Source organism: Spirillospora sp. NPDC049652 (assembly GCF_040675125.1).
Classification (GTDB): Bacteria; Actinomycetota; Actinomycetes; order Streptosporangiales; family Streptosporangiaceae; genus Spirillospora.
Genome location: NZ_JBFAOF010000108.1, coordinates 1 through 13,252, shown reverse-complemented (window position 1 = coordinate 13,252; position 13,252 = coordinate 1). Strand labels below are relative to the sequence as shown.

13 protein-coding genes are annotated in these 13,252 nt (G+C 72.9%); 8 read left to right on the top strand and 5 right to left on the bottom strand.

From position 1 onward, the window contains the following. On the top strand, positions 1-1,181 hold a 1,181-nt coding region (locus AB0J52_RS10495), incomplete at its 5' end, for a transketolase-like TK C-terminal-containing protein (RefSeq protein WP_500181308.1). 267 nt (positions 1,182-1,448) lie between these two features. On the opposite strand, the gene AB0J52_RS10490 is transcribed toward AB0J52_RS10495, so the two are convergent. The 3 genes from AB0J52_RS10490 to AB0J52_RS10480 form a co-directional block, all read right to left on the bottom strand. After that, positions 1,449-2,492 carry an SRPBCC family protein gene (locus AB0J52_RS10490; protein WP_500181307.1) on the bottom strand — a complete coding sequence of 348 codons (1,044 nt, stop codon included), beginning with the start codon at positions 2,490-2,492 and terminating at the stop codon, positions 1,449-1,451. 37 nt (positions 2,493-2,529) lie between these two features. After that, complete coding sequence (locus AB0J52_RS10485) at positions 2,530-3,318, bottom strand: SRPBCC family protein (RefSeq protein ID WP_500181306.1); 789 nt, start codon at positions 3,316-3,318, stop codon at positions 2,530-2,532. A 268-nt stretch (positions 3,319-3,586) separates the two neighbouring features. Further along, the gene (locus AB0J52_RS10480; protein ID WP_500181305.1) at positions 3,587-3,931 is read right to left on the bottom strand and encodes an ArsR/SmtB family transcription factor; all 345 of its coding nucleotides are present in this window, start codon (positions 3,929-3,931) and stop codon (positions 3,587-3,589) included. 158 nt (positions 3,932-4,089) lie between these two features. Between AB0J52_RS10480 and AB0J52_RS10475 the strand changes: the two genes are divergently transcribed. Together AB0J52_RS10475 and AB0J52_RS10470 are read left to right on the top strand one after the other, a co-directional pair. Next, on the top strand, positions 4,090-5,544 hold the full coding sequence (locus AB0J52_RS10475) for an MFS transporter (RefSeq protein ID WP_500181304.1): 1,455 nt from the start codon (positions 4,090-4,092) through the stop codon (positions 5,542-5,544). A 112-nt stretch (positions 5,545-5,656) separates the two neighbouring features. Continuing rightward, a complete protein-coding gene (locus AB0J52_RS10470) occupies positions 5,657-6,049 on the top strand; it encodes a VOC family protein (RefSeq protein WP_500181303.1) in 393 nt (130 codons plus the stop codon). A 118-nt stretch (positions 6,050-6,167) separates the two neighbouring features. Here AB0J52_RS10470 and AB0J52_RS10465 read toward each other — a convergent pair whose 3' ends face one another. Continuing rightward, positions 6,168-7,055, bottom strand: coding sequence for a S1 family peptidase (locus AB0J52_RS10465; RefSeq protein ID WP_500181302.1), 888 nt, complete (start codon positions 7,053-7,055; stop codon positions 6,168-6,170). A gap of 272 nt (positions 7,056-7,327) precedes the next feature. Here AB0J52_RS10465 and AB0J52_RS10460 point away from each other — a divergent pair, with 272 nt between their 5' ends. Then, positions 7,328-7,888: an ArsR/SmtB family transcription factor gene (locus AB0J52_RS10460; protein WP_500181301.1), complete on the top strand. Its 561-nt coding sequence runs from the start codon at positions 7,328-7,330 to the stop codon at positions 7,886-7,888. Further along, positions 7,885-9,249 carry an MFS transporter gene (locus AB0J52_RS10455; protein ID WP_500181300.1) on the top strand — a complete coding sequence of 455 codons (1,365 nt, stop codon included), beginning with the start codon at positions 7,885-7,887 and terminating at the stop codon, positions 9,247-9,249. Before AB0J52_RS10460 ends, AB0J52_RS10455 begins: the two co-directional genes overlap by 4 nt. A gap of 25 nt (positions 9,250-9,274) precedes the next feature. On the opposite strand, the gene AB0J52_RS10450 is transcribed toward AB0J52_RS10455, so the two are convergent. Beyond that, positions 9,275-10,222, bottom strand: a complete 948-nt coding sequence (locus AB0J52_RS10450) for an aldo/keto reductase (protein ID WP_500181299.1) — start codon at positions 10,220-10,222, stop codon at positions 9,275-9,277. 240 nt (positions 10,223-10,462) lie between these two features. On the opposite strand from AB0J52_RS10450, the gene AB0J52_RS10445 reads away from it, so the two are divergent. The 3 genes from AB0J52_RS10445 to AB0J52_RS10435 form a co-directional block, all read left to right on the top strand. Continuing rightward, on the top strand, positions 10,463-10,621 hold the full coding sequence (locus tag AB0J52_RS10445) for a hypothetical protein (RefSeq protein ID WP_500181298.1): 159 nt from the start codon (positions 10,463-10,465) through the stop codon (positions 10,619-10,621). A gap of 433 nt (positions 10,622-11,054) precedes the next feature. Further along, on the top strand, positions 11,055-12,311 hold the full coding sequence (locus AB0J52_RS10440; protein WP_500181297.1) for a PP2C family protein-serine/threonine phosphatase: 1,257 nt from the start codon (positions 11,055-11,057) through the stop codon (positions 12,309-12,311). Positions 12,312-12,463: 152 nt separating this feature from the next. Beyond that, positions 12,464-13,252 (top strand): CHASE3 domain-containing protein (locus tag AB0J52_RS10435; RefSeq protein ID WP_500181296.1); only part of this gene is annotated, 789 nt, incomplete at its 3' end.

The window sequence follows — 13,252 nt, the reverse complement described above, 5'->3', positions numbered from 1 at the left end:
AGCGGACCCCGGTGACGCACGAGAAGCCCGCGAGCGTGCCGGACGCGCTCGGCCGGCGGCACCGGGTGCCCGTCTCGACCCAGGCCGCCTTCGGCCGCCTGCTCTCCGACCTCAGCCGCGAGGCCCCCGAGGTCGCCGCCCGGGTCGTCACCTGCAGCCCCGACGTCGCGTCCTCGACCAACCTCGGCGGCTGGATCAACAAGACCGGCGTCTGGTCGGCCACCGACCGCCGGGACTGGTTCGCCGACGACCCCGAACGGCTCCTGAAGTGGGCCGAGGCCGCCGACGGCCAGCACATCGAGCTCGGCATCGCCGAGGTCAACCTGGTGGGGCTGCTGGGCGAGCTCGGCGCGACCTGGAGCCGCTGGGGCCAGCGCCTCATCCCGATCGGGACGATCTACGACCCGTTCGTCTCCCGCGCGCTGGAGCCCTGGTCCTACGGCATCTACTCCGGCGGGCAGTCCATCCTCGTGGGCACGCCGTCCGGGGTGACCCTGGCCCCCGAGGGCGGCGCGCACCAGTCCATCACCACCCCGTCGATCGGACTGGAGCAGCCCGGCTGCGTCGCGTGGGAGCCCGCCTTCGCGCAGGACCTGGAATGGTGCCTGCTGGAGGCGATGCGGAACGTGGGCGTGCCCGGCGGCGCCTCCGCGTACTTCCGGCTGACGACCCGCCCGCTCGACCAGTCCCTCGCGCGGCTCCCGGAGGACGGGCCGCTCCTCGAACGGCGCCGCCGGCAGGCCGTCGCGGGCGGCTACCGGATCACCGACCACGCTCCCGGCGACGAGCGGGTCACCCTCGTGGGCGTCGGAGCGATCATGCCGGAGGTCGTCCGGGCCGCCGACCTGCTCACCGAGCAGGGGATCACGGCCGGTGTCGTCTGCCTCACCAGCCCCGACCTGGTGTTCCGGTCGATGCAGGCCCGCGGCCGGCTCACCGGCGGGGACGGCGGTGCCATCATCGACGTCCTGTTCCCGGCCGAGAGCGCCGCGCCGCTGGTCACCGTGATGGACGGCCACCCCCACACCCTGGCGTTCCTCGCGGGGGCGCGCGGTGACCGGATCCGCTGCCTCGGCGTGACGGAGTTCGGCCAGTCCAGCGACCTGGCGGACGCCCACGCGATCCACGGCATCGACACCGCCTCCATCGTCGACGCCGCCCTCGGCGTCACCGGCCGGTAGCCTGTGTTTCAAAGTCCCGGCCCACTGCGCTCGCCTGGCGGCTCGCTACGTGACCGTGCCTGGGCGAACGCGGCATCGCTTCGCGATCTGCCCGGTTCCGCTCGCCTCCGGCTTCGCTCCACCGGGCAGGTCACGCGTTCCCGTGCGTGGCTGAGGCCGCTTCGAGACAGGCCCTAGCCTGCACGCCCGGCAGCGCGGAACGGCCGGGTCGCCCCGAGGGGTGACCCGGCCGTTCTGTCGTCGGTCTCGCGCGGTGCCCGCCGTGGGCTAGTGCGAGGCCTCCTCGCGCTCCTTCTCCTTGGCGCCGTTCTTCGCGCCGTGGGAGTTCTTGGAGGCGGAGTCCTGCTTGGCCTTCTGGCCGTTGCCGGAGCCCTCCTCCTTGAGCGCCTCCTCGTGGGTCTTGACGACCTCGCTGTCGCGGATCTCGCCGCGCCAGCCCTCGATCTCGTCCTTGCGGGTCAGCGACTGGGTCATCACGTGCCGGCGGAAGTGCTTGAGCTCCAGCCGGACGCGGCGGCCCTGCGCGCGCCAGATGTTGCCGGTGCGCTCGAACAGGCCCTGCGGGTGGTACTCCAGGACGACCAGGACCCGGGTGAGGTTCGGGGCCAGCTCGTGGAAGCTGATGGTGCCGTCGACGTGGCCCTTGGCGCCCTTGGAGCGCCAGACGATGTGCTCGTCCGGGACCTGCTCGACGATCGTGGCCTCCCAGGTCCGCTTGGACCAGAAGATCTTCGCCTGCCAGTTCAGCTTCTCGTCGTCCGCCTGGTCGACGCTGATGACCTTCTTCATGAAGGACGGGAATTCCTGGAACTGCGTGAACTGGTCGTAGACCAGGCGGCGCGGCGCACCGATGTCGGTGTGCTCGACGATGTTGGTGACCTTGACCTTCTTGCCGCCGCCGCCCTTGCCGCCGCCGCCCTTGCCCAGCACGCCGCCCACGGCGTCCTTGAGGCCGCCGACCAGGCCCTTCGACTCGTCCGAGGAGTCGCCTGAAGAGTCCTTGCCGCCGCTGTCGCCGCTGCTGCTGCTGCCGGAGGAGGTGTCGTCGGTCTTGGCGCTCGCCTTCGAGCCGCCGCTCTGCTCGGACTCGTCGTCCTGGCTGTTGCGGCGGTTGAGGGCGCGGCCCGCCGCGACGACCGCGCCGGTGCCCAGCAGGACGCCGCCGGTCGCGCCGAGCGCCTTGCCACCGGGCAGGCCGCTCGGCAGGTGCTGGGCGACGCCGCCCAGCCCGCTGCGCTTGCTCCCGCCGATGGGGAGCCGTTTCACGATCTTGCCGACGGGCACGGGGCCCGCCTTCGTTCCGCTTCTCATGGTGCGTCCCTCCGCACTTGTCGGTTCTGGGGTTCGGTCACGACGCCCGGACGACCTCGCCGTCGTGGATCTCGCCGCGCCAGCCCTCCACCCCGTCGGGGGCGGTGAGCGCGCGGGTCATGACGTGCCGCCGGAAGTGCTTCAGCTCGAGCCGGACGCGGCGGCCCTGGGCGCGCCAGAGGTTGCCGGTCCGCTCGAACAGTCCGCCGGGGTGGTACTCCAGGACGAGCAGGACGCGGGTGAGGTCCGGGGTCAGTTCGTGGAAGCTGACCGTGCCGTCCACCTGGCCCTTGGCGGCCTTCGACCGCCACACGATGTGCCGGTCGGGGACCTGCTCGACGATCGTCGACTGCCAGCTCCGGGTGGACCAGAAGACCCTGGCCTTCCAGTTCAGCTTCTCGTCGGACTCCTGGGCGACGCTCACCACCTTCTTCATGAAGGAGGGGAAGTCCTCGAACCGGGTCCACTGGTCGTAGACCAGCCGGCAGGGCGCGCCGATGTCGATCTGCTCGACGATGTTGGTCAGCTTGCCGCGCCCGCCGCCGCCGAAGATGCGCTTGAGCGTCTCCTTCAGCGCCGTCCAGCCGGCGCTGAGCAGCGCCCGCACCGGAGACTTGCCCTCGTAGAGGGCGCGCGCCGCCGCGAGCGCGGCCTGGACCGCCGGGCCACCGTGTTCGGCCTTGGCGCCCAGCCGCCGGACCGCGCGTTCCAGCTTCGCCCTGTACCGGGCGACGACCCGGTCCGTGATCCGGCGGACGGTGTTGCCGACGGCGTACGCGGCCAGAGAGCCGCCCGCGCCGACGGCCAGTCCCGTCCGAAATTTCATGTCCTCGTCACCTCGCCGTCCGTTGGGAGTCGGCGGCGAGTTACCCGTATAAAACGGTGCAAAACAGCTTGCAGGCACAGGTCGGAGGTGCCACAGCACACCCCGCCGCGGGGTTTGCGTGCTGTAACCGCTAGCTGAGACGGGCGCGCCGGACGGTCGCCGGACGCAGTGGCGCGCCCTGCGTCGGCCGGGGGAGTGGCGAAGCCCTCATCACTTCAGCTCTCCGAGCGTGCGCGTGAGCACGGTCGGAGAGCAAGGCGGCGGACGGTCAGGAGACGGGTCCGGCCGCGTTGGCGTCCTCGTCGGCGCGCGCCCCTGCGAGGACGGCGTCCAGCAGGCCGGGGTAGCGGGCGTCCAGATCGGCGCGGCGCAGCGTCAGCAGGTTCTCCCGTCCTGACGGCTCCTGGACGATGACGCCGCTCTCGCGCAGGACGCGCCAGTGGTGGGTCATCGTCGACTTGGCGGTGATGCCCAGCTCGGCCAGCACGCTGCCGCAGTTGTGCTCGCCGCCGCCGTCCAGCACGCGGACGGCGGCGAGCCGCACCGGATGTCCCAGCGCCGACAGCACTCCGTCGACGCGGATCTGGTCGCGGTCCGGGTGGCGGTACCTCATGATCCCACCGTACCGCGACAGTCGAACGGTCGTCGCGGGAACTTGCCAGACGGTACGACTGTACGCAAGTATTCGTACAGTCGTACCGTGTTCGTCCGGAGGGCGGCCTCGTCGACCGCCGCCCCGTTCCCCTCGACCCCGAAAGGACGGCCCCTGGCATGTCCGCTGTTCCCACGCAGGCCGCCCGGCGGCCGGGCTGGATCCTGGCCCTGCTGGCGCTGGCGCAACTGATCTACGCGCTGGACCTCAACATCGTGTTCGTCGCGCTCCCCGACATCGGCGCCGACCTGGGCTTCCCCGGCCAGACCCAGCAGCTGGTGGTGAGCGCCTACGTCGTGTTCGCGGGCGGGTTCCTGCTGTTCGGCGGCCGCGCCGCCGACCTGCTGGGCCGCCGCCGCGTCTTCATCCTCGCCCTCAGCCTCTACGCGGTGTCCTCACTGGCCGGAGGGCTCGCGCCCGGCCCCGCCGCGATCATCGTGGCGCGGGCGGTGCAGGGCGTCGGCGGGGCGCTGCTGCTGCCGTCCACCCTGTCCCTGATCAACACGCTGTTCGCCGAGGGGCCGCAGCGCAACCGGGCCCTCGCGGTCTGGGGCGGCGCGGGCGCGAGCGGCCTCACCCTCGGCGCGCTGCTGGGCGGCGTCCTCACCGAGAACTTCGGCTGGCCCGCCGTCTTCTACGTCAACGTGCCGCTCGCGGCGCTCGTGGCACTGGCCGCCTCGGTGGTGATCCCGGCCGACCCGGCCCGCGGGCCGCGACGGCGCTTCGACCTTCCCGGCTCCCTGACCGTCACCGGCGGTTCGACGCTCCTGGTGTTCGCGCTCGTCGAAGGACCCGAGGAGGGCTGGGGAGCCCCGCTGGTCGTCGGCGCGTTCGTGCTGGCGGTCGTCCTGCTGGCGGCGTTCGCCGTCATCGAACGGCGCAGTGCCGACCCGCTCATGCCGTTCCGGCTGTTCCGCAACCGCAGCCTGACCATCGGCATGAGCGTCACGTTCATCTACATGGCGACGTTCGGTGTGCTGCCCTACTTCCTCACCGTGCTCATGCAGAGCGTCCACGGCTACAGCGCCCTGCAGACCGGGCTGGCCTTCCTGGTCCCCTCGCTGGCGATCGCCACCGGCACCCAGCTCGGCGAGCGGCTGACCGGCCGCGCCGGCCTCCGCGCGACGCTTCTCATCGGCTTCGCGATCGGGGCCGTCGGCACGGCGGTCATGGCGATCGGGTTCGACGCCGACGCCGGTTACGGCGTGCTGGTGCCCGGCCTCATCGTCTCCGGCGTCGGCCAGGGCATCGTCTGGACGGCCATGTGGATCGCCGCCGCGACCGGCACGGCCGCGCACGAGCAGGGCGTCGCCAACGGCATCGCGTCCACCGCCCTCAACATCGGCAACGCGATCGGCCTGGCGGTGTTCACCGCGCTCGCCGAGATCGGCACCGGTGACCGGACCGGCGAGGCCCTCCGCTCCGCCACCGCGGACGGCGAGTTCGTCGTGGTCCTGCTGACCGCGGGCGGCATGGTCCTCGGCCTGCTGGTCACGCTCGCCCTCCGCAGCGGCAAGACCGCCACCCCGCCTCCCGTCGAGAACGCCGATCCCGAACACCTGCTCACCCACTGAACCCGGCACCGGGCGGAGGCCGGGAGGCGCGCCGACCACCGCGCTTCCCGGCCTTACGGTTCAGTGGGTGTTCTCTTCGACTGGGCGCCTGGCCGTAGGGCAGGTTGGGGGCATGGACATCAACTGCGTGATCGTGGACGCCGGGGATCCGGAGCGGCTGGCGGCCTTCTGGAGCGAGCTTCTCGGCCGTCCGGTGGTCGGACGGGTCGGGCCGTACGTGTGGCTCGAACGCAGGAACGGACTGGGCGTGGGGTTCCAGCGCGCCGCCGGAGACCGGCCCGGCAAGACCGGGAAGAACCGGCTGCACCTGGACCTGGAATCGGATGATCCGGCGGCGGAGCAGGCCAGGGTGGAGGCGCTGGGCGGACGGCGGCTGACCGAGTACGACGCCGGAGGGTTCCTGGTGATGGCCGACCCGGAGGGCAACGAGTTCTGCGTCATCCCCAAGGGCTCGTTCGAGATCGACGACGAGGGCCGGGCGGACTATCTCACCAGCGGCGACTGAGAAGGCCCGGCCGCGGTGAGGCTCCCGTCCGGGGGACTCGGCGGACGACCCGTCCACGAGCGGAACGCGAGCCGGGCCGGGCGCGTCACCGCGCCCGGCCCGGTCCCGCCGGGCGTCGTCAGCCGACGACGCTGTTGATCCAGGCGAAGTTGGGTCCGGTGCCGGTGTAGATGTCCGGGCCGCCTCCGCAGATGTCGCTCACGCCGCGGCTGTCGACGCCCTCGACCTGCCAGCGGCCGGCGACGCGGGTCAGCAGCGGCGAGCCGGAGTCGCCGCCGCAGGGTCCGCGGACACCCTCGGGGTTGTCCACGCAGATGTCGCCGGCGTGGACGCCCCAGGCGTCGCTCCCGTTCTCGTCGACATGGCACTTGGTCGTGCTCGGCGAGATCACCTTGGTGTCGAGTTGCTGCAGGACGGTCGGCAGCTGGCTGGGGTCGCTCGCCTCGTTGGAGGTGTAGCCCCAGCCGATCTCGCGGACGGGGGTCCCGACCCTGGGCAGCCTGCTGTCCACCTGGACGACGTTCGCCTTGGGCTGCGGCGTCGTGAGGTGGATCAGTGCGATGTCCTTGCCCAGGTTCTTGTCCGGGTAGTTGACGGACCCCGGCGCGATGACGATCCGGTCGACGTTCGCGACCGAGCCTCCGGTGGTCCGGTCGTTGGAGCCGACCCGGACGTGGAACAGCGCGGGGTCCATGGGCACGGACGTGCCGGCGTCCGACCCGGACGTCTGGACGCAGTGCGCCGCGAGGAGCACCCAGCTCGTCCGGATCAGCGAGCCGGTGCAGCGGTGCGAGTCCGGAACTCCGTTGCGCGTGTACTGGAGCGAGACCGCGAAGGGGTAGGCCTGGTCGGCTGGGCTGCCGCCGACGATCGCGGGCGAGGGGTCGCCGCCGCCCGCCTGCGCGGCCTGGGCGACGCCGGTGGGGGCCAGGGCGCCGGCGACGACCGCCGCGGCCGCCATGGCGCGGGCGACCGTCCGTCGCCGCCGGGAAGAGGAGGGGTTCACTGCCATCGTTCTCTGACTCCCTATGAACAGTCCGTCAGGGATCGCTGCGGCCGAGGGGTCGTCGTCCCGGGCGAGCGGGCCGCTCAACGGCGTGCCCCGGCTCGGGCGGCGTGGCGCGCGCGCCATCGGCCGGGTGGGACGCTACCGAAAGATGATCTTGTCGACCATGTGATCGTTCTCTCGTTTCCCCCTCCCCCTGCCGCCTGTCGGGGCGTCCGCAGATGCACAAGAAGATTTGTACAAGAGTTCTTGTGCATGCCATGATCTCCGCCATGACCGAAGACCGGATCAAGGACTCCGAGCGGCTGTCGGCCCTCGCCCATCCGCTGCGCCGGCGGTTGGCGGACATCCTGCGCGCGTACGGCCCGGCGACCGCCAGCACGCTCGCAGAGCGCACCGGCCAGGGGGTCGGCAACGTCAGCCACCACCTGCGCGTGCTCGGCGCGGCCGGGATCATCGAGGAGGCGCCCGAACTCGCCCGCGACCGGCGGGAACGCTGGTGGCGGCGCGCCTCGCCGAACCTGTCGTGGCAGCAGAGCGACCACGCCTCCGACCCGTCCGCCGCGCTGGTGGCCCAGACGGTGCAGTCGATGCTGCTGGACCGGCACACCGCCGCCGCCCGCGAGTGGCTGCTGGCCGACCAGCCGTCCGCGTGGGTGGACGCGGCGTTCGTCGCCGATCGCTGGCTGCTGCTCACCCCGGAGGAGCTACGGGCGATGGGCGAGGAGCTGATCGCCGTCCTGCTGAAGTGGGGCGCCCGCGAGGTGCCCGACGACGGTCGCGAGCGCCAGGCCGTCCTGGCGTTCGCCTACGGAATGCCGGCCACGCCATGACCGCCGTCCTCACCGCGCCCCCGCGGCGGCCCGGGCGCGACTTCCGGCTGTTCTGGATCGGCGAGACCACCAGCAAGATCGGCAGCGGCGTCAGCGGCGTCGCGATCCCGCTCGCCGCCGTCGGCGTGCTGCACGCGAGCACCTTCCAGGTCGGCCTCCTCACCGCGGCGACCTGGCTGCCGTGGCTGGTGGTCGGCCTCCCCGCCGGGGCGTGGGTGGACCGGATGCCGCGCCGCCCGCTGATGGTCGCCTGCAACCTGGCGTCGATGGCGCTGCTGCTCAGCGTGCCGGTCTCCGCGTGGCTGGACGTCCTCACCTTCTGGCAGCTCGCGGCGACCGCGCTGCTCACGGGCGTCGCCGGCGTGTTCTTCCAGACCGCCTACCAGGTCTACCTGCCCTCCCTGGTCGCTCCGGAGGACCTCGCCGCGGGCAACGCCAGGATGCAGGGGTCGGAGTCGTTCGCGCAGGTCGCGGGCCCGGGCCTGGCCGGCGCGATCACCCAGGTGCTCGGCGTGCTCGGCGGCCTGGTCGCCGACGCCGCCTCGTTCGCCGTCTCCACACTGTGCCTGCTCGGCATCCGCGGCGAGGAGGAGCCGGTCGAGCCCCGGGAGCGCACCTCCCTGGGCCGGGACATCCTGACCGGGCTGCGGTTCGTCACCGGCGACCCCTACCTGCGGGTCTTCGCCCTGTTCGGGGCCGTGTTCAACCTGGCGTTCACCGCCTACCAGGCGGTGCTGGTGGTCTTCCTCGTCCGGGAGCTGCGGGTGGGCGAGGGCATGGTCGGCCCGCTGCTGATGGGGATCAGCGTCGGGGGAGTGGTCGGCGCCGCGACCGCCACCCGCGTCGCCGCCCGGCTGGGCACCGCTCGCGGCCTGCTGGTCGCGCTGTTCGGGACCGTCCCGTTCGCGCTCGCCATCCCGCTGACCGGTCCCGGCGCCCGGCTCGCGCTGCTGGTCGCCGGCGGACTGATGATCGGCATCGGGACGGCGTCCAGCAACGTCATCCGCAGCAGCTTCCGGCAGCTCTACACGCCGCGCGAACTGCTGGGACGGGTCAGCGTCAGCATGATGTTCCTGAACCTCGGCACCATCCCCCTGGGCGGCCTGCTCGGCGGCGCGCTGGGCGAGGCGGCGGGCATCCGCCCGACCCTGTGGGTCATGGCGGCCACCATGGCCGCCTCGCCGCTGCTCCTGCTCATCGGCCCGCTCAAGAGCCGCCGGGACCTGCCCGGCGCGGTGGCCGCCCCGGAGCCCGCCGGACCATCCGTCCCGGAGACCGACCCGCCGAGCACCGGAGAGGACGCCACACCCCGCGCCGCGGCGCACGACCGAGCACGCGCCACGGCCACCGACGCGCGCTGACCGAACTGGAAACGGCCGGACGGCCTTACACCGCGGCGTCGAGCTCGGCGCGCACGTCCGCGGGAAGGACGAGGGCGGCGCCGGCCACGGCCTCGTCCAGCTGGGCGAGGGTGCTGACCCCGACGATCGGGGTGACCGGCGGGGTGCCGCCGGTCAGCCACGCGAGGACGACCTGGTTGCGGGTGACGCCCAGGTCGTCGGCGGCCTTCGCCAGCGCCGCCAGCCGGCGGGTGGTCCCCGGATGGTCGTACGCCTCGGCCGGCGGACGGTCGTCGCGCGTGTAAGCGCCGTTCAGCAGCGGCGTGTACGCCCAGAGGGCCAGGTCGTCCTCGGACGCCACGTAGTCCAGGGTCTCGTCGGTCACCCAGCCGAGACGGTGGTTGTGGCCGGGGACCGGAGCGCCCGGACGCGGCCTGAGGTACGAGTGCCGCAGCTGGAGGGCGGTGTAGCCCGCCCACCCGTTGGCCTCGGCGATGCGGCGGGACCGCTCGACACGCCACAGGACGTGGTTGGACGCTCCGAGGCGTCCCACGCTCCCGGCCTCGACCAGCTCCGCCAGTGCCCGGCCGGTCTCCTCCAGCGGAACCGACCGGTCCTCCATGTGCGTCCAGAGCATCTCGACGTGGTCGGTCCCCAGACGCCGCAGGCTCCCTTCCACCGCCGACCTGACCGCCGGCGCCGACAGGCCCTCCCGGTTGCCCGGCCACTCGCCGTCACCGACCGGGAGGGCCCCCAGCTTGGTGCTGAGCCGCACCCGGTCGCGCATGCCGGGGCGCTGGGCGAGCCACGCGCCGATCACCCGCTCGCTGTGCCCTCCCACCCGCTCCGGGTTCGTCCAGAACGCGTAGCAGTTCGCGGTGTCGACGAGCGTGCCGCCCGCGTCGGCGAACCGGTCGAGGATCGCGAACGAGGTCCGCTCGTCGGTCTCACTGCCGAAGCGCATCGCTCCGAGCGCGAGGTTCAACTCCGTCATCAGCCCCTCCTTGGTCAGGACGGGCAGAAGTCTGCAAACTGGAGCGCGCTCCAGGTCAACCGCTCGGCCCTCGGCACCTCCCCTCGGCTGATCAAAACGGCGGGACCGCGCGCCCCTTCGCGGCGGAGAAATGGCCGGGGCTCTGGCTCTCGTAGGGGAAAAGCGGGCTTCACCTGGGCATGAACCTTGGGCCGGGGTGGGGTCGGGCCTCCCGGGGTAGGCAGTCTTCAAGGGGGGAAGATGCCGTTCGTTCTGCATGCCGTGATCAGCGGCCTGGCCTATTACTTCAAGGCCGGCCATGTGATTCTCATAGTGATCGGTCTGATCGTCGTCGTGGCGGTGCTCGTGGCGGCGCGGATGGCGATGGTCCGGCGGCACAGCCGCAAGGGCCGCCACTGACCGTTCCCCCACGGCCGCCCGAGAGAGGTGATCATCACACCCGGGCGCGTTAGAAGGTGATCCTCCGGGGTAGAGGGCGCTGGATCCGCTCCGCTCAGCCCAGGAGCGGGTCGAGGTGCCGGCGCCCGCCGTCATCGGCACGATGACGGCCTCACCGGAGGGCCGCCTGACACGACGGGAGGCGCGTCGGTTGCCTCTCTGGTCAGCCGCCGCATGGACGCCCGCCCCCGGGCCCCGATGCGATCGGTACCCTTTCGGTGCCACGCGCGCCCCGGCCACCGATTATGATCATCTGTCGGCTCTGGCCACCGCAAAGCCCCAGGTCGGGGTCATTCGGTGGACAGAGGCGCATGTTCGTCACCGGGCAACTATCATCTGCGCTGCGGTAACAAACGGGACGCCGAAGGGCACTGGACGGATGAGAGGGGCTTCGGTGTCGGATCGGGCTGAGCTGACCGGCTCGCGGCTGCCGACCCAACCGGGGCCGCCACGTCCGGCCGGCGACACCGCCGCCGGCGCCGTGGCCCGGCTGGGCCGGCTGAACGTGCTGCTGGTGGAGGACGACCCCGCGGACGCGCTGCTGGTCGAGGACACGCTGGACGACACCGGCCTCGAGGTGTCGCTGGACTGGGTGCGGTCGCTCGCCGAGGCCGGCGCCCGGCTCACCTCCGGGCCGGTGCCCGACTGCGTGCTGCTGGACCTGCACCTGGGCGCCGAGCAGGGCCTGAAGGTCCTGGACCAGGTCCTGGAGTGGGCGCCCGGCGCCGCCGTCGTCGTCCTGACCGGCCTCGCCGAGTCGCAGGCGGGCATGGCCGCCGTCGCCGCCGGCGCGCAGGACTACCTGGCCAAGGCGCAGCTCGAGCCCGACCGGCTCGGCCGGGCCGTCCGGTACGCGGTCCAGCGGCGCCAGGTGCAGCAGGCGGTCGCCGCGCTGCAGGCCGAGCAGATGCGGGCGGCCGAGAACGACCGCCTGGAACGGGGCCTGCTGCCCATCCCCAGGGTGACCAACCCGAGGCTCGGAGTGGTCGCCCGGTACCGGCCGGGCCGGGCCCATTCGCTGCTGGGCGGCGACTTCTACGACGTGGTCGAGACCGCGGACGGCCTGGTGCACGCGGTGATCGGGGACGTGGCGGGCCACGGCCCCGCGTCCGCGGCGCTGGGCGTGAGCCTGCGCGTGGCGTGGCGGGCGTTCGTGCTGGCCGGAATGCGCGGACCGCAGCTCGTCGAGCTGCTGGAGGAGCTGATGGTCGGTGAGCAGGGTCACGACGAGATGTTCGTGACCCTCACCACGGTCACGCTCCCACCCGACGAGCCGGTGGCGCGGGTGGTGCGGGCCGGCCACCCGGGCTTCCTGCTGCACGCGCCCGGCGAGGTCCGGCTGATGGAGCCGCCCGGCGCGCTGGGCGTCGGCATGGCCCCCGGCCTCGACAGCTGGCGCGAGCACCAGGTGCCGCTGCACCCCGGGCAGGCGCTCGTGCTCTTCACCGACGGCCTGTTCGAAGGCCAGATCGACGCCGACGGAGCCCGGCTGGACGTCACCGGCCTGCTCGACGTCGCCCACCGCCACTGCCACCGCGCCCCCGACGACTTCGTCGACGCCGTGATCACCGACGTCGAGGCGGCGTCCTTCGAGCACGGCGGCCTCGACGACGACGTCGCCGTCCTCCACCTGGGATGGAACACCCGATGAGCAACAGGTCCCAGCCGCTGGAGGCCTCCGCGGCGGACGAGCCCCTGCCCGAGCCGGCGCCCGCGCGGGCGGAGCCCTCAGCGACGGGCCCGGCGGACGCGCAGCCCGCCAGGCCGCCGGCGCCTCGGACTTCCGTCCGCCTTGACGACGCCGTGGCGGCGACGCCCCGCGGCGGCTCCGCATGGGGCGGCCTGACCGTCCGGTCGTGGTTCGTCCTCGCCGCGGTGCTCGTCGGCGTCCTGACCGTCACGGCCGCGATCGTGGTGAACGGCCAGCTCGGCCGGACGGCCCGGGCGTCGGACCGGCTGGTGGAGACCATCGCCCCCGCCCAGGTCGAGGCGAGCCGCCTCCAGGTCGCGATGCTCAACCAGGAGACCGGCGTCCGCGGCTACGCCCTGTCCGGCGACCAGCGGTTCCTGGAGCCCTACACCGACGGGCTGTCCGCCGAGCAGAACTCGGCGCAGCGGCTCCGCGAGCTGCTGGCCGACGAACCCCGGCTGCGCGCCGACCTGGAGTCGAGCCAGCGGGCGCTCGCCGACTGGCGCCGCGACTACGGCACTGTGGTGATCGAGCAGGTCACCAAGAACGGGCCCGGCTCCAAGGCGTCCGCCATCGCCGCCCACGGCAAGCCCGCCTTCGACACCGTCCGCGCCACCTGGGACACCCAGAACCGCGACCTCGCCAAGGCGCGGGCCGACGGCCGCGCCGAGCTGCGGCACACCCGCCTGCTGCGGAACTGGACGCTGACGACGCTGTTCGCGGTGCTGATCCTCACGGTGATCATGCTCGCGGTGCTGCTGCACTACGCGGTGGACCGGCCGCTGCGGACGCTGCGCGCCGCCTCCCGGCGCGTCGCCGACGGTGACTTCGACCACATCATCGGCGCCAGTGCCGAGCCCGAGGACGCCGAACGCCAGCCCGGTCGCCAGCGGCGAGTAGCC

Excerpts from the sequence above, each read along its gene's own strand:
- AB0J52_RS10490 (WP_500181307.1), bottom strand. The coding sequence starts at position 2,492 with ATGAGAAGCGGAACGAAGGCGGGCCCCGTGCCCGTCGGCAAGATCGTG.
- AB0J52_RS10485 (WP_500181306.1), bottom strand. The coding sequence starts at position 3,318 with ATGAAATTTCGGACGGGACTGGCCGTCGGCGCGGGCGGCTCTCTGGCC.
- AB0J52_RS10480 (WP_500181305.1), bottom strand. The coding sequence starts at position 3,931 with ATGAGGTACCGCCACCCGGACCGCGACCAGATCCGCGTCGACGGAGTG.
- AB0J52_RS10475 (WP_500181304.1), top strand. The coding sequence starts at position 4,090 with ATGTCCGCTGTTCCCACGCAGGCCGCCCGGCGGCCGGGCTGGATCCTG.
- AB0J52_RS10470 (WP_500181303.1), top strand. The coding sequence starts at position 5,657 with ATGGACATCAACTGCGTGATCGTGGACGCCGGGGATCCGGAGCGGCTG.
- AB0J52_RS10460 (WP_500181301.1), top strand. The coding sequence starts at position 7,328 with ATGACCGAAGACCGGATCAAGGACTCCGAGCGGCTGTCGGCCCTCGCC.
- AB0J52_RS10455 (WP_500181300.1), top strand. The coding sequence starts at position 7,885 with ATGACCGCCGTCCTCACCGCGCCCCCGCGGCGGCCCGGGCGCGACTTC.
- AB0J52_RS10450 (WP_500181299.1), bottom strand. The coding sequence starts at position 10,222 with ATGACGGAGTTGAACCTCGCGCTCGGAGCGATGCGCTTCGGCAGTGAG.
- AB0J52_RS10445 (WP_500181298.1), top strand. The coding sequence starts at position 10,463 with ATGCCGTTCGTTCTGCATGCCGTGATCAGCGGCCTGGCCTATTACTTC.